General features: G+C 69.6%; 19 protein-coding genes and 1 tRNA gene. 9 read left to right on the top strand and 11 right to left on the bottom strand.

Annotated features, from left to right (window positions below; all coding sequences use genetic code 11):
- Nucleotides 1–4: 4 nt before the first annotated feature.
- Nucleotides 5–1,834, top strand: coding sequence for a serine/threonine-protein kinase (locus ACZ4VA_RS33300; protein WP_468083667.1), 1,830 nt, complete (start codon nt 5–7; stop codon nt 1,832–1,834).
- Nucleotides 1,835–2,001: 167 nt separating this feature from the next.
- On the opposite strand, the gene ACZ4VA_RS33295 is transcribed toward ACZ4VA_RS33300, so the two are convergent.
- Together ACZ4VA_RS33295 and ACZ4VA_RS33290 are read right to left on the bottom strand one after the other, a co-directional pair.
- The gene (locus ACZ4VA_RS33295) at nt 2,002–3,501 is read right to left on the bottom strand and encodes a hypothetical protein (protein WP_468083665.1); all 1,500 of its coding nucleotides are present in this window, start codon (nt 3,499–3,501) and stop codon (nt 2,002–2,004) included.
- A gap of 250 nt (nt 3,502–3,751) precedes the next feature.
- Nucleotides 3,752–3,880: a DLW-39 family protein gene (locus ACZ4VA_RS33290; protein ID WP_003999697.1), complete on the bottom strand. Its 129-nt coding sequence runs from the start codon at nt 3,878–3,880 to the stop codon at nt 3,752–3,754.
- Nucleotides 3,881–4,206: 326 nt separating this feature from the next.
- On the opposite strand from ACZ4VA_RS33290, the gene ACZ4VA_RS33285 reads away from it, so the two are divergent.
- Nucleotides 4,207–4,563 carry a DUF6344 domain-containing protein gene (locus ACZ4VA_RS33285; protein ID WP_389390151.1) on the top strand — a complete coding sequence of 119 codons (357 nt, stop codon included), beginning with the start codon at nt 4,207–4,209 and terminating at the stop codon, nt 4,561–4,563.
- A 435-nt stretch (nt 4,564–4,998) separates the two neighbouring features.
- Nucleotides 4,999–5,253 carry a lipopolysaccharide assembly protein LapA domain-containing protein gene (locus ACZ4VA_RS33280; protein WP_356163692.1) on the top strand — a complete coding sequence of 85 codons (255 nt, stop codon included), beginning with the start codon at nt 4,999–5,001 and terminating at the stop codon, nt 5,251–5,253.
- Nucleotides 5,254–5,375: 122 nt separating this feature from the next.
- Here the strand turns inward: ACZ4VA_RS33280 and ACZ4VA_RS33275 are convergent.
- The 9 genes from ACZ4VA_RS33275 to dnaA all read right to left on the bottom strand — a co-directional run bounded on the left by ACZ4VA_RS33275 (nt 5,376) and on the right by dnaA (nt 18,532).
- Nucleotides 5,376–5,449: transfer RNA gene (locus ACZ4VA_RS33275), tRNA-Ile, on the bottom strand.
- Between the two features lie 112 nt (nt 5,450–5,561).
- A complete protein-coding gene (locus ACZ4VA_RS33270; RefSeq protein ID WP_355783101.1) occupies nt 5,562–6,272 on the bottom strand; it encodes a DUF3566 domain-containing protein in 711 nt (236 codons plus the stop codon).
- An 18-nt stretch (nt 6,273–6,290) separates the two neighbouring features.
- Nucleotides 6,291–8,885: a DNA gyrase subunit A gene (gene gyrA, locus ACZ4VA_RS33265; protein WP_355783104.1), complete on the bottom strand. Its 2,595-nt coding sequence runs from the start codon at nt 8,883–8,885 to the stop codon at nt 6,291–6,293.
- Between the two features lie 42 nt (nt 8,886–8,927).
- Entirely contained in the window at nt 8,928–11,030 is a 2,103-nt protein-coding gene (gene gyrB / locus ACZ4VA_RS33260) for a DNA topoisomerase (ATP-hydrolyzing) subunit B (RefSeq protein ID WP_355783107.1), read from the bottom strand.
- A gap of 277 nt (nt 11,031–11,307) precedes the next feature.
- Nucleotides 11,308–11,883, bottom strand: a complete 576-nt coding sequence (locus ACZ4VA_RS33255) for a DciA family protein (RefSeq protein WP_355783110.1) — start codon at nt 11,881–11,883, stop codon at nt 11,308–11,310.
- Nucleotides 11,880–13,004 (bottom strand): DNA replication/repair protein RecF, encoded by a 1,125-nt coding sequence (gene recF, locus ACZ4VA_RS33250; protein WP_355783113.1) that lies wholly within the window; start codon nt 13,002–13,004, stop codon nt 11,880–11,882. Before recF ends, ACZ4VA_RS33255 begins: the two co-directional genes overlap by 4 nt.
- Nucleotides 13,005–13,139: 135 nt before the next feature.
- The gene (gene gnd, locus ACZ4VA_RS33245; protein ID WP_356238090.1) at nt 13,140–14,015 is read right to left on the bottom strand and encodes a phosphogluconate dehydrogenase (NAD(+)-dependent, decarboxylating); all 876 of its coding nucleotides are present in this window, start codon (nt 14,013–14,015) and stop codon (nt 13,140–13,142) included.
- A 139-nt stretch (nt 14,016–14,154) separates the two neighbouring features.
- On the bottom strand, nt 14,155–15,285 hold the full coding sequence (dnaN, locus tag ACZ4VA_RS33240) for a DNA polymerase III subunit beta (protein ID WP_356163689.1): 1,131 nt from the start codon (nt 15,283–15,285) through the stop codon (nt 14,155–14,157).
- A 1,156-nt stretch (nt 15,286–16,441) separates the two neighbouring features.
- Nucleotides 16,442–18,532 (bottom strand): chromosomal replication initiator protein DnaA, encoded by a 2,091-nt coding sequence (gene dnaA / locus ACZ4VA_RS33235; protein ID WP_356163688.1) that lies wholly within the window; start codon nt 18,530–18,532, stop codon nt 16,442–16,444.
- A 398-nt stretch (nt 18,533–18,930) separates the two neighbouring features.
- On the opposite strand from dnaA, the gene rpmH reads away from it, so the two are divergent.
- From rpmH to rsmG, 6 genes are all read left to right on the top strand, one after another.
- The gene (gene rpmH / locus ACZ4VA_RS33230; RefSeq protein ID WP_006381191.1) at nt 18,931–19,068 is read left to right on the top strand and encodes a 50S ribosomal protein L34; all 138 of its coding nucleotides are present in this window, start codon (nt 18,931–18,933) and stop codon (nt 19,066–19,068) included.
- Nucleotides 19,069–19,087: 19 nt separating this feature from the next.
- Entirely contained in the window at nt 19,088–19,459 is a 372-nt protein-coding gene (gene rnpA / locus ACZ4VA_RS33225; RefSeq protein ID WP_355792493.1) for a ribonuclease P protein component, read from the top strand.
- On the top strand, nt 19,456–19,821 hold the full coding sequence (gene yidD, locus ACZ4VA_RS33220; protein WP_355792496.1) for a membrane protein insertion efficiency factor YidD: 366 nt from the start codon (nt 19,456–19,458) through the stop codon (nt 19,819–19,821). Before rnpA ends, yidD begins: the two co-directional genes overlap by 4 nt.
- Nucleotides 19,822–19,824: 3 nt before the next feature.
- Nucleotides 19,825–21,105: a membrane protein insertase YidC gene (yidC, locus tag ACZ4VA_RS33215; protein ID WP_355792499.1), complete on the top strand. Its 1,281-nt coding sequence runs from the start codon at nt 19,825–19,827 to the stop codon at nt 21,103–21,105.
- A gap of 15 nt (nt 21,106–21,120) precedes the next feature.
- Nucleotides 21,121–21,630 carry a Jag family protein gene (locus tag ACZ4VA_RS33210; RefSeq protein ID WP_355792502.1) on the top strand — a complete coding sequence of 170 codons (510 nt, stop codon included), beginning with the start codon at nt 21,121–21,123 and terminating at the stop codon, nt 21,628–21,630.
- Between the two features lie 158 nt (nt 21,631–21,788).
- The gene (gene rsmG, locus ACZ4VA_RS33205; RefSeq protein ID WP_355780493.1) at nt 21,789–22,505 is read left to right on the top strand and encodes a 16S rRNA (guanine(527)-N(7))-methyltransferase RsmG; all 717 of its coding nucleotides are present in this window, start codon (nt 21,789–21,791) and stop codon (nt 22,503–22,505) included.
- Nucleotides 22,506–22,627 lie beyond the last annotated feature (122 nt).

Here is a 22,627-nt window from a genome sequence, read left to right as displayed (position 1 = left end):
GACCATGGGTGAGGTCTTCGCCGGCCGGTACGAACTGGTCGACCCGATCGGACGCGGGGGAGTCGGTGCCGTCTGGCGCGCCTGGGACCACCGGCGACGCCGGTACGTGGCCGCCAAGGTCCTGCAGCAGAGCGACGCGCATTCGCTGCTGCGGTTCGTGCGGGAGCAGGCGCTGCGGATCGACCATCCCCATGTCCTCGCCCCGGCCAGCTGGGCCGCGGACGACGACAAGGTCCTCTTCACCATGGACCTGGTGGCCGGAGGCTCACTGGTCCATCTCGTCGGCGACTACGGCCCCCTGCCCCCGCACTTCGTCTGCACCCTGCTCGACCAGCTCCTCGCCGGGCTCGCCGCCGTGCACGCGGAAGGTGTCGTGCACCGCGACATCAAGCCCGCCAACGTGCTCCTGGAGGCGACCGGCACGGCCCGGCCGCGACTCAGGCTCTCCGACTTCGGCATCGCCATGCGTCTGGGCGAGCCCCGGCTGACGGAAACCAACTACGTGGTCGGCACGCCCGGTTACTTCGCGCCCGAGCAGATGACGGGCGCCGACCCCGACTTCCCCGCCGACCTGTTCGCCGTCGGACTGGTCGCCGTCTACCTCCTCGAAGGCGCCAAGCCCGACGCCAAGGCGCTGATCGAGCACTTCGCGGCCCACGGCACGCCCAGGGCGCCCCAGAGCATCCCCGAGCCCCTGTGGCAGGTCGTCGCGACGCTGCTCCAGCCCGACCCCGACGCACGGTTCCGTACGGCGACGGGAGCGCGCAAGGCCCTCGCCTCCGCCATCGAACTCCTGCCCGAGCCGGGGCCCGACGACGAGCTGGTCGAGGTCTTCGACCAGGTGGGCCCGCTGCCCGCGGGGTTCGGCCCCGAGGGACCGCTCCGCCGGGCACCGGGAGTGACGCGGACACCCCCGCCCCCGGGCGCCGCCTCCCCCGACGGCTCCGAAACGACGCCACCGTGGCCGGACACCGGCACTGCCCCCTCGCTGCCCGACGGCACCCCCATCCCCCCGCGGCCCGACGGCGGAACGCCGCCCCAGGTACCGGCCGACGGCACGGTCCCGCCGCGCCCGAGCCACGGTGCGACGCCCCGGCCGCCCGGCACCGGGACACCTCCGCATGCGCTCAACGGCGCCGTCCCCCCGTATCCCGGTACCGGCCCCGGCACGGGTACCGGTTTCGGCACGGGCACCGATTTCGGCACGGGGACTGGCTTCGGCACCGGTGCCGGAGTGCCGCCCCACCCCGCAACCGGCATACCGCCCCGCCCGCCTGCCGGTGCGATACCTCCCCGCCCGGCAGCCGAACCCGTACTTCCCCAGGACTCTCCCGGTCAGGAGGAACAGGCCCGGCACCCGGGCGCGACGGCACACCCCGTTTCTCCGGGCAACCCGATGCCGTCGGCCGTCGGCGACGACACCGCGCCCCAGCCGTCCACCATGTCGGACACCGGGAGCTTCCATCTGCCGCCTCCCCGCGCCCTGGCTGAGACCCCCCGCCCGCAACCGGCCGTCCCCGTGCAGCCGTACACGCCGCCCGCCCCCGCCGAGCTGCCGACGCCGACTCCCGTGCACGCCCTCCCCTACGCGTCCACGCACGTCTCCACCGCCCACCAACCCGCTGCGCCGATGACCGCGCTGCCGCAGCACGCGCTCGTCTCCACGGCCCCGTACGCCGCCCCGGCACCCGCACCGCAGACCCCGCGTCCGTCACCGTCGACCGCACGGCACCGCACCAGGCGCCCGGGACCGCCCGCCAAGGTGGCCCTGCCGATGCTGCTCCTGGCACTCGCCTGCTTCGCCGTGGGCTTCTGGGCGCTGGCGAGGATCTGACCGGCCGACAGGCCCCGGGAGCCTGCTGAGAGCGCACGTGGCGTCCAGACAGAGGAGCGGGGCGGAATCGGAGGTTCCCGCGCGACGTCCAGCCGGGCCGTCGCCGGGAGACCGGCCCTGAGCGCCGTGCCGAACTCGCCGACGCCCCCACCTCCAGGAACCGGGGTTCAGCGGCCCCGCCTACGCCCGGAGCCCGCACGCGCCGGGCTCGCGCGCCGGCGTGCCAGCGCCGTCCATACGACCAGCGTGAGCACCAGCGCACAGCCCGAGCCGATTCCCGTGGCGGCGACCACCTTCATCGCGGCTTTCCCACCGACTCCGCCGGTGCCGCCGTCCCCGTTGCCGTCGCCGTCGCCGCTCCCGGTACCGCCCGCAGGGCCGCTTCCCGCCGCTCCGGACGCCTCGGCGCGGTCCTCCGCGGTGACCTCGAACGCGCCCTCCGGCCGGGCGCTGCCGAGGTAGGCCGGGCCGTCCCCCGCGTCGCCGCGCACCCGCACACGCAGCGTCAGCTGGACCGGACCGTCCCCGAATTTCTCGGCGACCCCGGCACCGAGGTGCACGACGAGGTAGTAAGAACCGGCGAAGCGCACCGCGCTCACCCGGGCGCTGATCGCATGGCGGTTGTCGTACGCGACCGGCGGCAGCACGGGCAGCGCGGCCGACCGCCGGCTGCCGCCGTACCCGGAGCCGACGTCCTCGACGAAGCCCCGCACCGGGTTGTAGAGCGCCATGGCCAGAGCTGTGCCGACATAGCGGCCGCCGCTGTCCACGCCGCCGAGTTCGGCGTCCGCGTAGACCTGCTGGCCCCAGTCGACGGGCACCTTGTAGAAGAGGGTCTGCCCGGCCTCGATCCCGGTCTGCCAGACGCCCTGGCCGAGCGGAGCGGCGGTGCTGAAGCCGGTACCGCCCGCGCGGCGTCCGGCCTCTCCCAGGAGACCCTCGGGCGGGGCCGAGTCCCAGTTCTCCGGGGCGGCCGTCGCGTCGGCCTTGCCCAGCCTCGGCTCCGTCACGTAGCCGATCTCCAGGTCCCAGTCCTCCGGGGAGGAGCCGGGCGGCCCGCTGCGCTCGACGACCGCGTAGTACGTCCCCGGCTCCTGGCACACGTACTTCGTGCGCCCGATCTCACGGGACGCCGCGGCGGCGATCGGGTGCGGGCTCTGGGTGGCACCGATGTGGGCGGACTTGGTGGAGCAGGTGGAACCGTCGGCCTCCTGCACGGTCACCTTGATGCCGTCCGCCGCCGAGACCTCGCTTCCGGGGGCGGGCACGGCCGTGGCGGAGACGTACGCGTTGGAGGCCGCGTCGAGTTCGAGGCGGTAGTAGACCTTGCCGTCCTCGGCTATGGAACTGCGGTACGTCCCACCGGGCTCCAGGCGTGCGGCCCCGGTGATGCCGTCCGCGCCCTCGACCGTCCTCGCGTCCTCGTCGAAGGCGTACGGGTCCGGGTCACCGTCGGAGGGGAGCAGCCGGCCGGCGTGCACAGGGGACGCGGAAACGGCTCCCGCACGGTCACCGGCGCCCTGAGCGGCACCGGCCGGCCACGACGACGGACTCGCCGCCGCCTGTCCCGGCACCACCGCCGTCACGCCCAGGGCCCCCGCCGTGCACAGCACCGCCACCATCGCCACCGGTGTCCGGCCGCGCCGCCCCACCGTGCGCCGCCCCATCCCGCGCCACCCCTCGTCGTATCCCCCGGACCGTGGCCCATCCTGCCGCGCACGCCCCCGCGGCGCCCGCACTCCGATCAGGAGCGGCCGAAACGAAACTCTCCGGATCACGGCCGGGACCCGGGAACGGTGCCTTCCCCCGTCCCCACACGCCCGATTCAGCCTCCTCGGCGGCCCCGCCCGGCCCGTGACAACACAAAACCCCGACCGTACGAACGGCCGGGGTCTGTTCTGAGACTGGTGTCGCTACTCACGAACCCGTGGGCACGGAGTCAGTCGCCTCCGTCCACAGATCCTGCTCGGCGCGATCCGCCTGGATCTGGCGGTACACGAGGAGCCCGCCGATGGCGGCCAGTGCGACCAGGAGAAGCTTCTTCACCGCGCTACCTCGTCTTTCCTTGACGTAGGGGACCTCTGGCGCCCGACTATACACACCGACCGATACCGATCGGTGACCTGCGTCAGCCCTCAACTCCCGCCCTGCGCAGCCCAGTAGGACCGTGAGGCCGGGCGCGTTCATAGGGTGACAACTCATCACACACTGTGATTTCCCACCGCAGATCCCGGGTTTTCGGGCGCCCTGCGTCCATCCGGGTGGTGTTCATCTGAACATCGACGCGCCACGGGCGTCGGTCCACCACTTCGCGGCGCTCATACACATCATGAGGAAAGTACGCAAATCGCCCAACCCGAAAGTGAGGGGCCATGGCCCAGAACAAGGTCATGAAGCTGTGGATCGCCATCGTCACCGCCTTCCTCGCGGTGTGCACGACGCTCGGACTGATCACGACCGTCGCGGCCGCCGCGGTACCGCAGGCCGAGGCACCGCGCAACACCGGCACCGCCGTGACCGTGCCGACGGCATCCCCCTGGGCCTGGTCCTACAGCCGGTCCCTGCCCCCCACGATGAAGCAGCGCATCCGCGCCGAGGCCCACGGCTCCTCACCGAGCTGCCGCCACCGCGCGACCGACGACGAGGCGGCCGCGGACACGGACGCCCCCTGCGACGCCGACTCCCCTGCCGAGGCCGGTACGGAGCCCCTCACACCCCTCCAGCGCTGAGCCCACGGCACCACCACAAGGCACGCCCCTGACGTAGCGGCGAACTTGCGTACAAAGCCACACAGGGCAGAGGCCCGGCGACTCCTGCGAGTCGCCGGGCCTCCGACGTGTACGGACCGATCGAGTCAGCGCCTCTGTCCCCCGGCCCACCGGACCGCGACGACGGCCAGCGCGGTGATCGCGGCGATCGTGACGAGAATGGCAACCCCGGTGCCCACGCCCATGACTCCGAACATCTGCAACCCCCATGAATCGACCGCAGGCCGCGGTCCCGCTGTGACGTGGGACGACCATGGCACGACGATCAAACCGGCGGCACTCCCACGGCAAAGCCCTGAGCAACTTCTGAGGTTGCCCCCGGCTGCATCCCGAACACGGAAGGCGGCCCGGGACCACTGAGTCGCCAGCCCCGGCGAACCGTCTGATACTGGCTTTATGGCCCAGAAAACCGAGAAACCTCATGGGCCGTCCACCTTGACGGTCAAGGGACGGGACTTCCGGCTGCGTTCCGTCGGCTTCTTCGTGCTCGCAGCCCTCGCCATCTGGTTCATCGCCGCCAACACCAAGTCGGTGACCATCCGGCTCTGGGTCTCCGAGGTCACCCTCCCCCTGTGGATCGTCCTGTCCGTGACGCTCCTCGTCGGCATCCTCCTGGGCCTGCTGATCGCCTACCGCAGGGCCCGCCGGTAGCCGACGCCTGGATAGACGGTCCCGGCCAGGACCGGCGGCGGGGAGTCGCCAGTCCCTCGACTTCACGAGCCCCGTGGACGCCGAAGACCCCCGATCCATCCGGACCGGGGGTCTTCGTACTGTGGGGCTAACAGGATTTGAACCTGTGGCCTCATCCTTATCAGGGATGCGCTCTAACCAACTGAGCTATAGCCCCGCCGCGCTCTGCGGTGTATGTCCCGCGCGCTGACCTCTGAAGATTAGCGCACGACGCGGCCAGTCCCAAAATCGGTATCCCGGGGCCTGTGGAAGGCCCCGGAGAGCCGCTGCTACTCGTCCTCGGCGAGGGTCAGCTCGACGCCTCCGACGAAGCCCGCGGAGAGGTTGTAGATGAACGCGCCGAGCGTCGCCAGCGCCGTGGCCAGGACGACGTCGATGACCGCGATGATCGTCGTGAACATCAGGACGTGCGGCAGCGACAGGAACGACTGGAGGTCGAAGCCGTTCGACTCGTTGGAGCCGGTGGCCTCGGAGATCGTGCCGCCGACGGTCGAGAAGACGCCCATCGCGTCCATGACCATCCACAGCACCGCGGCCGCGACGATCGTGCAGATGCCGAGCGCGATGGAGAGCAGGAAGCTGACCTTCATCACCGACCACGGGTCGGCCTTGGCCACCCGGAGCCGCGCCTTGCGGGTGCGCGGCGTGGTGCGTGCGCCGGTCCGGGGACGGCGTACCGCGCCCGCCGGGGCCGGCTGGTAGGCCTGCGGCGGGTGGTAGGGGCCGGCGGCGGCCTGCTGCGGCTGGCGTTCCCCCGGGAGCGCGGAGCCGGCGGGCGCCGCCGCCGTGGAGGGAGCCGTGGCGGCCGGTGTGTCCGGGCCCGCTCCGGCCGCGTACTGCTGAGCCTGCGGACCTCGGGTGTCCGTCACAGTTCCCCCCTGGGATCCATGAGAGTCATGGGAGTCGGTCGCATCAGTGGCGGAGCCACGGCCGCCGTCCGTTTCCTTGCCGGTCGTTCCGGCGCCCGTGGCTCCGCTCACGATGACTCACTCCTCGCGCTACTCGGCCGGGGTCTGCTCGCCCTCGTCCGTTCCCGCGGCCGCGACTGCTTCGGCGGTGTCGTCCTCGGCGTCCACGCCGTCGACTTCCTCCGCCTCGCGACCGGCCTCGGCGTTCCGAGCGATACCGACCACGGCATCGCGCTTGCCCAGGTTGATCAGTTGGACGCCCATGGTGTCACGGCCCGTCTCCCTGACCTCGTTGACTCGCGTACGAATCACACCGCCGGACAGCGTGATGGCGAGGATCTCGTCGGTCTCCTCGACCACCAGCGCACCGACGAGGGAGCCGCGGTCCTCGACGATCTTGGCGGCCTTGATGCCCAGGCCACCGCGACCCTGGACGCGGTACTCGTCGACAGCGGTCCGCTTCGCGTACCCGCCGTCCGTAGCAGTGAACACGAACGTACCGGGTCGAACAACATTCATCGAGAGCAGCTCGTCGCCCGCGCGGAAACTCATGCCCTTGACACCCGAGGTGGCACGGCCCATCGGGCGCAAGGCGTCGTCCGTGGCGGTGAACCGGATCGACTGCGCCTTCTTGCTGATCAGAAGCAGATCATCCTCTGCCGAAACCAGTTCCGCACCGATCAGTTCGTCATCAGAACCGCTCTCCGTCTCACGGAGATTGATCGCGATGACGCCACCCGAACGCGGGGAGTCGTAATCCTTCAGAGACGTCTTCTTGACCAGTCCGCCCTTGGTGGCGAGGACCAGGTAGGGCGCGGCCTCGTAGTCGCGGATCGCCAGGATCTCGGCGATCGCCTCGTCCGGCTGGAAGGCGAGCAGGTTCGCGACGTGCTGTCCGCGCGCCTCACGGCCGGCGTCCGGCAGCTCGTACGCCTTCGCGCGGTAGACCCGGCCCTTGTTCGTGAAGAACAGCAGCCAGTGGTGCGTGGTGGACACGAAGAAGTGGTCGACGATGTCGTCCTGCTTCAGCTTCGTGCCGCGGACGCCCTTGCCGCCGCGCTTCTGCGAGCGGTAGTCCTCGGTCTTGGTCCGCTTGATGTAGCCGCCGCGCGTGATGGTGACGACGATGTCCTCTTCGGCGATCAGGTCCTCCATGGACATGTCGCCGTCGAAGGGGACCAGCTTGGAGCGCCGGTCGTCGCCGAACTTCTCGACGATCGCGTTGAGTTCCTCGCTGATGATGCCGCGCTGGCGCACGGGCGAGGCGAGGATCTCGTTGTACTCGCGGATCTTGGCCTGGAGCTCGTCGTGCTCCTGGATGATCTTCTGGCGCTCCAGGGCGGCCAGTCGGCGCAGCTGCATCTCGAGGATGGCGTTGGCCTGGATCTCGTCGATCTCCAGGAGGCCCATCAGGCCCTCGCGCGCGATGTCGACGGTGTCGCTGCGCCTGATCAGCGCGATGACCTCGTCGATGGCGTCCAGGGCCTTCAGAAGGCCGCGCAGGATGTGCGCGCGCTCCTCGGCCTTGCGCAGCCGGAACTTCGTACGGCGGACGATGACCTCGATCTGGTGCGCCACCCAGTGCCGGATGAACGCGTCCAGCGAGAGGGTGCGCGGCACTCCGTCGACGAGCGCCAGCATGTTGGCGCCGAAGTTCGTCTGGAGGTCGGTGTGCTTGTACAGGTTGTTCAGCACGACCTTGGCGACCGCGTCGCGCTTCAGGACGATGACCAGGCGCTGGCCGGTACGGGACGAGGTCTCGTCGCGGACGTCGGCGATGCCGCCGATCTTGCCGTCCTTCACGAGGTCGGCGATCTTCTGCGCGAGGTTGTCCGGGTTCACCTGGTAGGGGAGTTCCGTGACCACCAGGCACTGGCGGTTCTGGATCTCCTCGACCTCGACGACCGCGCGCATCGTGATGGAGCCGCGACCGGTGCGGTACGCCTCCTCGATGCCCTTGCGGCCCACCACGAGGGCGCCGCTCGGGAAGTCGGGGCCCTTGATGCGCTCGATCAGCGCGTCCAGGAGCTCCTCGTGCGAGGCCTCCGGGTTCTCCAGGTACCACTGGGCGCCGGCCGCGACCTCGCGCAGGTTGTGCGGCGGGATGTTGGTGGCCATGCCGACCGCGATACCGGCGGAGCCGTTGATCAGCAGGTTCGGGAAGCGGGCCGGCAGGACGGTCGGCTCCTGGGAGCGGCCGTCGTAGTTGTCCGTGAAGTCGACGGTGTCCTCGTCGATGTCGCGGACCATCTCCATGGACAGCGGCATCATCTTGCACTCGGTGTACCGCATGGCGGCCGCCGGGTCGTTGCCGGGAGATCCGAAGTTGCCGTTGGAGTCCACCAGCGGCATCCGCATCGACCACGGCTGCGCGAGGCGGACCAGCGCGTCGTAGATCGACGAGTCGCCGTGCGGGTGGTAGTTGCCCATGACGTCGCCGACGACGCGGGCGCACTTGTAGAAGCCCTTCTCGGGCCGGTAGCCGCCGTCGTACATGGCGTACAGGACGCGGCGGTGGACGGGCTTGAGGCCGTCCCGTACGTCGGGCAGCGCGCGCGACACGATGACGGACATCGCGTAGTCGAGGTAGGAGCGCTGCATCTCGGTCTCGAGCCCGACGGGCTCGACGCGCAGGGCGATCTCGCCCTCTTCGTCAGGGATGCTCGGAATGTTCTCGTCGGCCATTGCTGGTGAAGATCCTTTCTGCGGCGGTCAGCTGAGACCGACTCAGATGTCGAGGAAGCGGACGTCCTTGGCGTTGCGCTGGATGAACGCGCGGCGTGCTTCGACGTCCTCGCCCATGAGGACCGAGAACAGGTCGTCGGCCTGGGCGGCGTCGTCCAGCGTGACCTGGCCGAGGACGCGGTGCTCCTGGTCCATCGTCGTGATGCGCAGTTCCTCGGCGTTCATCTCGCCGAGACCCTTGAAGCGCTGGATCGAGTCCTCGCGGACCCGCTTGCCCGCCTGGCGGCCGAGCTCGATCAGGGCGTCGCGCTCGCGGTCCGAGTAGGCGTACTCGAAGTCGTCACGGCCCCACTTGATCTTGTAGAGCGGCGGGCGGGACAGGAACACGTGCCCGGCCTCGACCAGCGGCCGCATGAAGCGGAACAGGAAGGTCAGCAGCAGGGTGTTGATGTGCTGGCCGTCGACGTCGGCGTCCGCCATCAGGATGATCTTGTGATAGCGGAGTTTCTCGATGTCGAAGTCCTCGTGGACTCCGGTGCCGAAGGCGGAGATCAGCGCCTGGATCTCCTGGTTCTGCAGGATCTTGTCGATCCGCGCCTTCTCGACGTTGAGGATCTTTCCGCGGATCGGGAGGATCGCCTGGTACTGCGGGTTGCGGCCGGACTTGGCCGAACCGCCGGCGGAGTCACCCTCGACGATGAAGATCTCGCACTTGGTGGGGTCGTTCGACTGGCAGTCGGAGAGCTTGCCCGGCAGGGAAGCCGACTCCAGCAGGCCCTTGCGGCGGGTGAGGTCGCGGGCCTTGCGGGCCGCCACGCGCGCGGTGGCCGCCTGGATCGACTTGCGGATGATGTCCGCGGCCTCGTTCGGGTTGCGGTCCAGCCAGTCGCTGATGTGCTCGTGGACGACCTTCTGGACGAAGGTCTTCGCCTCGGTGTTGCCCAGCTTGGTCTTGGTCTGGCCCTCGAACTGGGGCTCGCCCAGCTTGATCGAGATGATCGCCGTCAGACCCTCGCGGATGTCGTCGCCCGTGAGGTTGTCGTCCTTCTCGCGCAGCAGCTTCTTGTCGCGCGCGTACCGGTTGATCAGACCCGTCAGAGCGGCCCGGAAGCCCTCTTCGTGCGTGCCGCCCTCGTGCGTGTGGATGGTGTTGGCGAAGGAGTACACGCCCTCGCTGTAGCCGCTGTTCCACTGCATCGCGACCTCGAGGGAGAGCAGGCGCTCCTTGTCCTCGGCCTCGATGTCGATCACCGTGGGGTGGATGACGTCGCCCTTGCGGGAGTTGAGGTACTTCACGAAGTCGACGATGCCGCCCTCGTAGTGGTACGTGACGGTCTTGACCTCGTCGTTCTCGTCCGCACCCGCCTCGTCCGCACCGGTCACGGCCTTCGCGGAGTCGCGTTCGTCCGTGAGCTTGATCGTCAGGCCCTTGTTGAGGAACGCCATCTCCTGGAAGCGCCGCGACAGCGTCTCGAAGGAGTAGTCCGTGGTCTCGAAGATGTCGCCGTCGGCCCAGAAGGTGACCGAGGTGCCCGTGACGTCGGTCGCCTCGTGCTTGGCCAGCGGGGCCGTCGGGACGCCCAGCTTGTAGTCCTGCGTCCAGCGGTGGCCGTCGGTCCTGACCTCGACGGCGACCTTCGTGGACAGCGCGTTCACGACGGAGACACCCACGCCGTGCAGACCACCGGAGACCGCGTAACCGCCGCCGCCGAACTTGCCGCCCGCGTGCAGCACCGTCAGCACGACCTCGACGGCCGGCTTGCCCTCGGACGGGACGATGCCCACCGGGATGCCGCGGCCGTTGTCCACGACGCGTACGCCGCCGTCGGCGAGGATCGTGACCTCGATCGTGTCCGCGTGACCGGCGAGGGCCTCGTCGACGGAGTTGTCGACGACCTCGTACACGAGGTGGTGGAGGCCGCGCTCACCGGTCGAGCCGATGTACATGCCGGGCCGCTTGCGGACCGCGTCCAGCCCTTCGAGGACGGTGATGGCGCTGGCGTCGTACGCGACGCTCTGGGCCTCAGCTGTGCCGGCGTGTGCCTGTGAGCGGGGCGCCTTACCCTCCTCATCCGTTTCGGTAGCGGCGATGTTCTCGTTGGGGTTGCCGGAATCGGCCACGAAGCGCCCTTTCTGGCACAGCACGAACCAAGCTTCCGGCGGTGGCCGGAGCGGCTGCGGCGTGTTGCGTTGGTAAGCCTGCCTTGCACACCTTTTCCCGAAGCTCCCCGCGAGCGGGGCGGGATTGGCTTCCAGTCTACCGGTAGCGCCGACAGTGATGGGGGTTTGCGGGTACCTGAGTCCGCATGTGCCGCCCTCAACCGGTCTCTCGCGACTCCCCATATGCGGAGCGGGGCTCCAAGAGGCTCACGGAGGCACTCAGCGCTTCCGGGTGTCAACCCCTAGCTACTGACGGGTCAGGTCACCCGTAGGTGTCACCGGGACCGGTGCTCCCAGGGGCGCGCAAGGGGCCGAAACGGCGTGCGGGGCCACCGGGACCGAGCACCTTGATCACCCTCACGGTGCCGTGCCCGAGGTCCTCGTTGAGCCGTGCGACCAGCTGCGGGGCCAGCAGCCGCAGCTGCGTGGCCCAGGCCGTCGAATCGCACTGCACGGTCAGCACGCGCTCGTCCTCGTCGTACTTCTGGGGCACGCAGTGCTTGGCCAGGTCGTCGCCGACGATCTGCGGCCAGCGACCCATCACCCCGCCGACCGCGGCCGGGGCCTCCCAGCCCCGCTCGGTGAGCAGCCGGTTGATCGCGGCGCCGAGCGCCATCGGGTCCCGCCCGTCGGCGCGCGCGCCGGAGCGCAGTCCGCCACCGCGCCGTACATGCTTCTTCTGCTGGGCCGCGTCCCCACGCGCGCGTGCCTGTTCCTTCGCGGCGCGCAGGGCCACGCGCGCGAGGTCGACGCCCGAAGGCTCGGGAATCTTCTTGGCCCCGCCCCCGGACGCATCCCCGGGAACGTCCCCGGCGGCTCCCGGTGTGTTTTCCGTCATACGCGCTCCACCGTGCCCTCCGACACGGCGAACCGCGTCCCGGCGAGGACGCCCGGGACGTCGTCGTCCACCGCGGCCGTCACGAGCACCTGCTCGCCCGGCGCGACCAGTTCGGCGAGCCGCTCGCGCCGACGGGTGTCCAGCTCGGCGAAGACGTCGTCCAGGACGAGCACGGGCTCGTTGCCCTCGGCCCGGAGCAGGTCGTACGAGGCCAGGCGCAGCGCCAGCGCGTACGACCAGGACTCGCCGTGGGAGGCGTACCCCTTCGCGGGCAGCTGGCCGAGCTTGAGGAGCAGCTCGTCGCGGTGGGGGCCCACCAGGGTCACGCCTCGCTCGATCTCCTGCTTGCGGGCCTCCGCGAGGGCGGCCATGAGCTGCTCGTACAGCTCCTCGCGCGCGTGGCCGGTGATGTCGGGGGAGGACGGCTTGTACTCCAGGGCGATCGGGCCGCCGCCGGGGGCCAGCTGCTCGTACGCCTTGTCGGCCAGGGGCTGGATCGCGGCGACCAGGTCGAGGCGCTGGGCGAGCAGTTCGGCACCCACGCGCGCGAGGTGCTGGTCCCACACGTCGAGCGTCGACAGGTCCATGGTCCGGCCGCCGTGCCTGCGGGCGAGGGCGGCCGACTTGAGGAGGGTGTTGCGCTGCCGCAGGACCCGGTCGTAGTCCGAGCGCACGCCCGCCATCCGCGGGGAGCGGGCGGTGATCAGCTCGTCGAGGAAGCGGCGCCGCTCCCCGGGGTCGCCCTTGACCAGCGCGAGGTCCTCGGGCGCGAACAGCACCGTCCGGACGATCCCCAGCACGTCACGGGGTCTGACCTGCGAGGACCTGTTGATGCGGGCGCGGTTCGCCTTGCCTGGGTTCAGCTCCAGCTCGATGAGCTGCTGGCGCTCGCCCTGCCGGACGTTGGCCCGGATGATCGCGCGGTCGGCGCCCATGCGCACCAACGGCGCGTCCGAGGAGACCCGGTGGCTGCCGAGGGTGGCGAGGTAGCCGACCGCCTCGACGAGGTTCGTCTTGCCCTGGCCGTTGGGGCCCACGAACGCGGTGACACCGGCGTCGAGCGGGACCTCCACCTGGGGATACGAGCGGAAGTCGGCCAGCGACAGATGCGTGACGTGCATGGTCGTTCGCCGACCTCCCCCAACGTGGTACTTCGGGTGTTTCCCCCGTGGGCCGGGTCAGTCCCGGCCTCACGGTCGTCCCCCGGTTGTGGACAACCGGGTCGTTCCCCGGGGGCGTCGCCCCCAGGGTGTGGATCAGTTCTTCTCCACGGCGTGGCCGCCGAACTGGTTGCGCAGGGCGGCGATCATCTTCATCTGCGGCGAGTCCTCCTGACGGGAGGCGAAGCGGGCGAACAGCGACGCGGTGATCGCCGGCAGCGGGACCGCATTGTCGATGGCCGCCTCGACGGTCCAGCGGCCCTCACCGGAGTCCTGGGCGTAGCCCTTGAGCTTGTCCAGGTGCTCGTCGTCGTCCAGGGCGTTGACGGCGAGGTCGAGCAGCCAGGAGCGGATGACCGTGCCCTCCTGCCAGGACCGGAAGACCTCGCGCACGTCGGTGACGGAGTCGACCTTCTCCAGCAGCTCCCAGCCCTCGGCGTAGGCCTGCATCATGGCGTACTCGATGCCGTTGTGGACCATCTTCGCGAAGTGGCCGGCGCCGACCTTGCCCGCGTGCACCGACCCGAAGTCGCCCTCGGGCTTGAGCGCGTCGAAGACCGGCTGCACCTTCGCGACGTCCTCCGCGGCACCGCCGTACATCAGCGCGTAACCGTTCTCCAGGCCCCAGACACCGCCGGAGACTCCGCAGTCGACGAAGCCGATGCCCTTGATGCCCAGCTCGACGGCGTGCTTCTCGTCGTCGGTCCAGCGGGAGTTGCCGCCGTCCACGACGACGTCGCCCGGCTCCAGGAGGGCGGCCAGCTCGTCGATGGTGGACTGGGTCGCGGCACCGGCCGGGACCATCACCCACACCACGCGCGGGCCCTTGAGCCGGCCCACGAGCTCTTCGAGGCTGTGGACATCGGCGACGTCCGGGTTGCGGTCGTATCCGATGACGGTGTGGCCTGCGCGGCGAATCCGCTCGCGCATGTTGCCGCCCATCTTGCCGAGGCCGACGAGACCGAGCTCCATCAGTTGTTCCTTAGGTTTTCGACGTGGCGTGAGAGCACTTTCGTGCCTCGTCCGAGCCTAAACCCGGACGCTCACGCACACCTGTGGGCACAGCCGCTCAGGCGTACGCCCCCACCTGCGGTCTTCGTCTGTCCGCGGGTCAGCCGCTGAGGCGCACCGGCATGATCAGATACTTGTAGGCCTCGTCCGCCTCGGCGTCCACCGCGGGCCTGCCGCTGAGCAGGGCGGGCTTGGTCGAGGTCGTGAAGGAGAGCTGGGCGACGGGCGAGTCGATGGCGCTCAGGCCGTCGAGCAGGAACGTCGGGTTGAAGGCGATCGAGATGTCGTCGCCCTCCAGTTGGGCGTCGACCCTTTCCACAGCCTGTGCGTCGTCGCTGGAGCCGGCCTCCAGGATGAGCACGCCCTGCTCGAAGCTGAGGCGCACCGGGGTGTTCCGCTCGGCGACCAGGGCCACACGCTTGACGGCCTCCACGAAGGGGGCGGTCTCGATGACGGCGATGGAGTTGAACTCCGTCGGGAACAGCGTGCGGTACTTCGGCAGGTCGCCTTCGAGCAGACGGGTGGTCGTACGACGGCCGGCGCCCTCGAAGCCGATGAGCCCCTCGCCCGCGCCGGAGCCGGACAGGGCCAGGATCACGTTGTCGCCGCTCGTGAGGGCCTTGGCGGTGTCCAGGAGCGTCTTGGCGGGCACCAGGGCGACCGCGGAGGCGTCCGGGTTCTCCGGCTTCCACAGGAACTCGCGGACCGCGAAGCGGTAGCGGTCGGTGGAGGCCAGCGTGACGGTGTCGCCCTCGATCTCGATCCGCACACCGGTGAGCACCGGCAGCGTGTCGTCACGGCCGGCGGCGATGGCCACCTGGGCGGCCGCCGAGGCGAAGACCTCGCCGGGGACCGTGCCGGTCGCCGACGGCATCTGGGGCAGCGCCGGGTACTCCTCCACAGGCAGGGTGTGGAGGGTGAAGCGCGAGGAGCCGCAGACCACGGTCGCCCGTACACCGTCTGTGGAGATCTCCACCGGCCGGTTGGGGAGCGCGCGGCAGATGTCGGCGAGGAGGCGGCCGGAGACGAGGACCGTGCCCTCCTCGTCGATCTCGGCGTCCACGGAGACGCGGGCCGAGACCTCGTAGTCGAAGCTCGACAGGCTCAGGGAGCCGTCCTCGGCCTTCAGCAGGAGGCCGGCGAGGACAGGCGCCGGCGGACGGGCAGGGAGGCTGCGTGCAGCCCAGGCCACTGCCTCCGCGAGTACGTCGCGTTCCACCCGGATCTTCACCGTTGCCGCCTCCGTCTGTTGCCGGCGCTCTCGCCCTGCTGGCCTTCGCTGTCTGACTCGGTGTCGTCGGTCCCTGTGACGGGAAGGACACCGGGGACCAGTCTGACGCACCGCACTGACAGTCGGTGCCCCCCTCGGTCAAGTCGTGCCGAGCGGCAGCGGAGCTCCCGACCCCGAGTTGTGCACAGCCCCCACTTCGAAACGGATTCCCAGCTCTCTCTAGTTGGGAGTAGTAGTAGGGGCTGTGGAAACCGTGGATAACCCCGTTTTCGCAGCTCAGACGGCAATTTTTGTCCACCGGCCCTGTGGGCGACGGCGGTGGACAACCGGGGTTCTCTGTGGACGGGGAAAAGTTCTGCACACCCGATACACAGGCAGGGGGCACTTCTCCCCAACGCCGTCCCCAGTTTTACCCACGTTCCCCACAGGCCAACCAGACACCTTGGTGTGACGCCTTTCACTCGAGACGGTGAGAAGGCGCGCCGCGTTGCCGAACAGTGGACAGGCATGTGGAGAAGCTGGGAGAGGCTGGGGACAAGCGGCCCGGTCCTGTGGGCCGCCGGTGGACAACTTCCTGCACAGCCTGTGGATCATTTCTTCGTCCACAGCCTGTGGAGATCCTTCGTCCACGGATCCACAGCCCCCTGACCTGGCCCGACGGACTTTGGACAGGGTCCCCTGTGGACACCGTCTGGACAACTTCGCGGTCCCCAGGATGTGGACGCGAGAAAGTCCCCACATCTGTGGAGGACGGCCGTAACCCCGGCCCTATTCGAACAGTGGATGACGGTTGTGCGTCGGTGCACGGGCCGATTCCGGGGGTGAAAACGCCCTCGGAGGGGCCGCGGGAGGTCCGCGGAACGGTTTTGGAGGCGGTTCGGGAGCCCGGGAGATGCCCCCTGGGGGAACTCCAAAGGCGCGGGAGAACGCTTCCGGGGCGTTCCGGGGATCGGCTGGGAGGACTGGGAAGGTCCGCCTATGGAGGTGCGGCCCCGGATCTGGATGAGCGCCTGGGGGAGCCGGCCGAGCCCCCTCCTTGGCGCTGGGGACGCCCGGGGACTGTCCGGGAACAGCGCCCGGGGGCTGTCCCGGGACGGCGAAAGGCGCCCCCGGGGAGAAGACCCGAGAGCGCCCGTGCGGCCGTATCGCTTTGGCGTCAGCCGTTCTTGATGCGGTTCGTGAGCTCGGTGACCTGGTTGTAGATGGAGCGCCGCTCCGCCATCAGCGCGCGGATCTTGCGGTCCGCGTGCATGACGGTCGTGTGGTCACGGCCGCCGAACTGCGCGCCGATCTTCGGCAGCGACAGATCGGTGAGCTCCCGGCAGAGGTACATGGCGATCTGGCGGGCCGTCACCAGGACGCGGCTGCGGGAGGACCCGCACAGGTCGTCCACCGTCAGCCCGAAGTAGTCGGCGGTGGCCGCCATGATGGCCGTCGCCGTGATCTCGGGAGCGGAGTCCTCGCCGCCCGGGATGAGGTCCTTGAGGACGATCTCGGTGAGTCCGAGGTCCACGGGCTGCCGGTTGAGCGACGCGAACGCCGTCACCCGGATCAGCGCGCCCTCCAGTTCGCGGATGTTCCGCGAGATCCGGGACGCGATGAACTCCAGCACCTCCGGCGGGGCGTTGAGCTGCTCCTGCACCGCCTTCTTGCGGAGGATCGCGATACGCGTCTCCAGCTCGGGCGGCTGGACGTCCGTGATCAGACCCCACTCGAAGCGGTTGCGCAGTCGGTCCTCCAGGGTCACCAGCTGCTTGGGGGGCCGGTCCGAGGACAGCACGATCTGCTTGTTCGCGTTGTGGAGCGTGTTGAAGGTGTGGAAGAACTCCTCCTGCGTCGACTCCTTGTCCGCGAGGAACTGGATGTCGTCGACCAGCAGGATGTCCATCTCGCGGTACCGCTTGCGGAAGCTGTCGCCCTTGCCGTCGCGGATCGAGTTGATGAACTCGTTGGTGAACTCCTCCGAGCTCACGTACCGCACGCGCGTGCCGGGGTACAGGCTGCGGGCGTAGTGCCCGATCGCGTGCAGCAGGTGCGTCTTGCCGAGGCCCGACTCCCCATAGATGAAGAGCGGGTTGTACGCCTTCGCGGGCGCCTCGGCGACGGCGACCGCGGCGGCGTGCGCGAAGCGGTTCGAGGCGCCGATGACGAAGGTGTCGAAGAGGTACTTCGGGTTGAGGCGCGCGGTGGGCTCGCCGGGACCCGCCGCCGGCGCCGGCTGCGCGGCCAGCGGACCGGGTGCGCCGCTCGCCGCGGGCAGCGAGGAGCCGACCGGGCCACCGCGGTGCACATGGCCGGAGGGCGACTGCGGCTCCTGGAGGTCGCGCCGGTCGAGGTCGCGACGGCCGTCGCGCGGCTCGTAGTCCTGACGCTGCTGCTCGTAGTCGGAGCGTGCCTGGTCGTAGTCCTGGCGCTGCTGCTCGTAGGGCGGGCGGTCCATCGCCTGGGGGCGGTAGTCCTGCGAGGGCGACGCGTACGGGTCGCGGTCGGGGAAGCCGAGCCGCTGCTGCTGCCACCCGTAGTCGTCCTGCGACGGACGCGGCCAGGCGCCCGGCTCCGGGCGCTGGTAGTCCGGGTAGGCGGGGCGGGCGGTCGGCAGGTGGTCGCCGGGACCCTGCGGCAGCTGCTCGGGGCGGCCGGACCGGTGGTCGTCGGCGCGGTGCCGCCCGTAGCGCTCGTAGCCGTCGCGGTTGTCGCGGTTGTCCCGGTTGTCGTAAGGATTCCGCTCGTCGCGGCCCTGGTCGTAGCCGTCCCGGCTGTCGCGCGAGTGCCGGCCGCCCTGGCTGTGTCCGTCACGAGGATCACGGCTGTCACGTGCGTCACGGCCGTCCCGTGTGTCACGTGCCGGGCCGTCGTACCCCTCGCGCCCGTCGCGGCCCTGGCCGTCGTACGGATCACGTCCCTGGTCGGGACCGGCGGGGAGCTCGGACTCCTCGTAGCGGGGGGGCGCGGGCGGGCCGGAGGGCTCGCCCGCGGAGTCGTCGACCGTGATCGCGATGCGGATCGGCCGGCCGCACTCGCGGCTCAGCGTCTCACTGACGACAGGGGCGAGCCGGCCTTCGAGTACGCCCTTCGCGAACTCGTTCGGAACCGCGAGCAGCGCCGTGTCCGCGACGAGGGCCAGGGGCTGACAGCGCTTGATCCAGTGCTCGTCCTTCGCCTCCACACCCTGCCCGCGGCCCTCACCGAGAAGTTGTTCCAGTACTCGTGGCCACACTGCGGCAAGATCGGCAGGTACGTCAGCCACAGGGCACGCTCTCTCACGGGTCCCACGAACGTGTGGTTCTGGGAACAGGTCGGGATGTAACTCGGGTGGGGCAGGGGGGAACGAATCAGATGGCGCAGGGAGAAGGGAACGAATCGGAGTTCGGCCACGGTAGTCAGGGCGACCCATGCGGTTCAAGTTGTTGTCCCCAGCCTGTGGACAGTGTCCCCTGCGAGAGGCTGGTTTGACCGGATGGCGTAGCCGCGCGTACCGTAACCAGGTCGAGTTGTCGATGGCTGCTGCCGCCTGCCTCCGATGGGCACAGGTCACGTTCAGTGATCGGGAAGCGGTGCACTCGGGCGTAATACGAGCTACTCGTGGGCGCACGGTGACAGCCAGGACGGCACCCCGCCACCACCGATTCTTTCTGGAGCCCCCGAGTGAGCAAGCGCACCTTCCAGCCGAACAACCGTCGTCGCGCCAAGACCCACGGCTTCCGCCTGCGGATGCGCACCCGTGCCGGCCGCGCGATTCTCGCGAACCGTCGTGGCAAGGGTCGCGCGAGCCTGTCCGCCTGATCACTTAACAGGTCATGACGTGCTGCCTACCGAGCATCGGCTGAGGCGGCGCGAGGACTTCGCGACCGCGGTACGCCGAGGACGCCGGGCCGGACGCCCGCTTCTCGTCGTCCATCTACGTAGCGGTGCAACGGACCCGCACGCGCCTGGGGAGAGCGCTCCCCCGGTGCGTGCGGGTTTCGTTGTCAGCAAGGCCGTGGGCGGGGCGGTCGTACGCAACAAGGTGAAGCGCAGGCTTCGCCATCTGATGCGGGACCGAGTGGCCCTGTTGCCCCCCGGTAGCCTGGTAGTAGTACGAGCGCTGCCCGGTGCGGGCGACGCCGACCATGCACAGCTGGCCCGAGACCTGGATGCCGCCCTGGAGCGGCTGCTGGGAGGGGGCGCGCGATGAAGTACCCGCTGCTGGCGCTGATCAAGCTGTACCAGTGGACCATCAGCCCGCTGCTCGGGCCGGTGTGCAAGTACTACCCGTCGTGCTCCCACTACGGCTACCAGGCCATCGACCGGCACGGTGCGGTCAAGGGAACGGCACTCACCGCCTGGCGCATCCTCCGGTGCAATCCGTGGTCGCTGGGCGGTGTGGACCATGTTCCGCAGCGCAAGCGTCCGCGGTGGCACGAGATGATCCGCAACGCCTGGCGTGCACGCAAGGGCGGGACCTCCGCCGCCGAACCGGCCATCGAAGGGCATGGCATGTCCGACCATCCCTCGAGCCCGGCCGCCGAGACCCCGTCCCATGCTCAAGGAGCCTGATTAGTGGACACGATTGCCAGTCTCTTCAGCTTCATCACGACACCCGTTTCCTGGGTCATCGTCCAGTTCCACTCCGTGTACGGAAAGCTCTTCGGGGCCGACACGGGCTGGGCCTGGGGCCTGTCCATCGTGTCCCTGGTGATCCTGATCCGTATCTGCCTGATCCCGCTCTTCGTGAAGCAGATCAAGGCGACCCGGGCGATGCAGACGCTGCAGCCCGAGATGAAGAAGATCCAGGAGCGCTACAAGAACGACAAGCAGCGCCAGTCCGAAGAGATGATGAAGCTGTACAAGGAGTCGGGTACCAACCCGCTCTCCTCGTGCCTTCCCATCCTGGCGCAGTCGCCGTTCTTCTTCGCCCTGTACCACGTGCTCAACGGCATCGCGACCGGCAAGACGATCGGCGTCATCGACGATCAGCTGCTGGAGAGCGCCCGTAAGGCGCACATCTTCGGTGCCCCGCTCGCGGCGAAGTTCACGGACGGCGCGGAGAAGGTCTCCTCCCTCGGCGCCACCCTGACCGACGTCCGGGTCGTGACCGCGGTCATGATCGTCATGATGTCCGCGTCGCAGTTCTACACGCAGCGCCAGCTGATGACGAAGAACGTCGACACCACGGTGAAGACGCCGTTCATGCAGCAGCAGAAGATGCTGATGTACGTCTTCCCGGTCATGTTCGCCGTCTTCGGCATCAACTTCCCGGTCGGTGTCCTCGTCTACTGGCTGACCACCAACGTGTGGACCATGGGCCAGCAGATGTTCGTCATCCGCAACAACCCGACCCCGGGCAGCAAGGCCCAGGCCGCCTACCTCGAGCGCCTGCAGAAGCACGTGGTCAGCCACGGCAAGATCCGCCGGCGCGGCGAGAAGGCCATCGTCAAGGCCATCGTCGCCAAGGGCCGTGACCGCAACGAGTTCGAGCGGAAGTTCATCAACAGCCTGACGAAGGCGGGCCTCGCGGCCCAGGCCGACGGCACGGTGGCGAAGAGCGACACCGCGACCGTCGTGGAGACCGAGGACGGCACCACGACGACCGTCGCCGCCACGCCAAAGCGCCAGCAGCCGAAGCGGCAGTCGAAGTCCCAGCGTGCCTCGGCCGCGGCCAAGGCAGCGGCCGAGGCCGAGCCGAAGACCTCGCTGACCAAGTCCGACCAGCCGCAGGACGCCGCGCCCGGCACCGCCAAGCCGGCAGGTGGCGCGACCCAGCCCGGCACCGGTACCCGCAGCAAAGCCCAGTCCGGGCGCAAGGGTCCGCAGCGGCCCAAGTCCCCGTCCAAGAAGTAAGAAGGAGTCCATCCCGTGACGGAAGGCACCACCTCCGCCGCCGCCGAGGGCGACACCCTGAGCCGTCTGGAGCAGGAGGGCGAGATCGCGGCGGACTACCTCGAAGGTCTGCTCGACATCGCCGATCTCGACGGTGACATCGACATGGACGTCGAGGCCGACCGCGCCGCTGTCTCGATCATCAGCGACGCCGGCGGCCGTGACCTGCAGAAGCTGGTCGGCCGGGACGGCGAGGTGCTGGAGGCCCTCCAGGAGCTCACGCGCCTGGCCGTGCACCGGGAGACCGGTGACCGCAGCCGCCTGATGCTGGACATCGGGGGTTACCGCGCGAAGAAGCGTGAGGAGCTCTCCGAGATCGGCGCCAAGGCCGCGGCTGACGCCCGGAACTCCGGCCAGCCCGTGAAGCTGGACCCGATGACGCCTTTCGAGCGCAAGGTGGTCCACGACGCGGTCAAGACCGCGGGCCTGCGCAGCGAGTCCGAGGGCGAGGAGCCGGAGCGCTTCGTCGTCGTGCTTCCCGCCTGATCGGTACGTACGTTTCTCCGGCCCCGTCTGTTGCGCAGACGGGGCCGAGCTTTGTCAGCCTGGTAGTCCCCGACAGCTGCGGTCCCGGCAGCTGTAGTCCCTGATAGTCCTGGAAGTCAGCGCTCAGTGCGCTTATGCGGTACGGAAGGACGGTCCCCGTGACGGAGGCAGCGGAGCTCCCCCCTACGCCCGAGGAGGCGCGCGCCGTATTCGGCGATCGCTTCGCGGACGCGGTCCGGTACGCGGAGCTGCTGGCCGAGGCGGGAGTGCAGCGCGGGCTGATCGGCCCTCGCGAGGTGCCCCGCCTGTGGGAGCGCCACCTGCTGAACTGCGCGGTGCTCTCGGAGGTCGTCCCTGAGGGCGTGACCGTCTGCGACGTCGGCTCCGGTGCTGGTCTGCCCGGTATCCCCCTGGCACTCGTCCGTGAGGACCTCAAGATCACGCTGCTCGAACCGCTTCTGCGTCGGACCACCTTCCTCACCGAGGTGGTCGAGCTGCTCGGCCTCGATCACGTGACGGTCGTGCGGGGTCGGGCCGAGGAAGTCATGGGGAAGCTGCCCCCGGTCCATGTGGTGACCGCTCGCGCCGTGGCGCCGCTGGACCGGCTGGCGACGTGGGGCATCCCTCTGCTGCGGCCGTACGGCGAGATGCTGGCCCTCAAGGGGGACACGGCCGAGGAGGAGCTCAAGAGCGCCGCGACGGCACTGAGCAAGCTGGGTGCCGTCGGGACGTCCATCCTCCATGTGGGCGACGGCGTCGTGGACCCCCTCTCCACCGTAGTGCGGGTGGAGGTAGGGGAGAGCCCGGGCGGGGTGCGCTTCGCGGCGAAGCGCGCCAAGGCGGCCAGGACCACCCGCACGCGACGTCGCCGCTGACGTCTGCCCGTCGCTCGAAATGCCTCGACTCTCGGCTCCGCCCCGGCGGAGCCGAGAGTTTTTTTTGTCACGTCAGGGCTTTCTCCCTGTTGATCCGTCCTGACGACGAGCCGTACTCCACA

This window comes from Streptomyces sp. NPDC028308 (assembly GCF_055565855.1).
The sequence above is the reverse complement of the archived record's forward strand: the minus strand, read 5'-3'. Positions and strand labels throughout refer to the sequence as shown.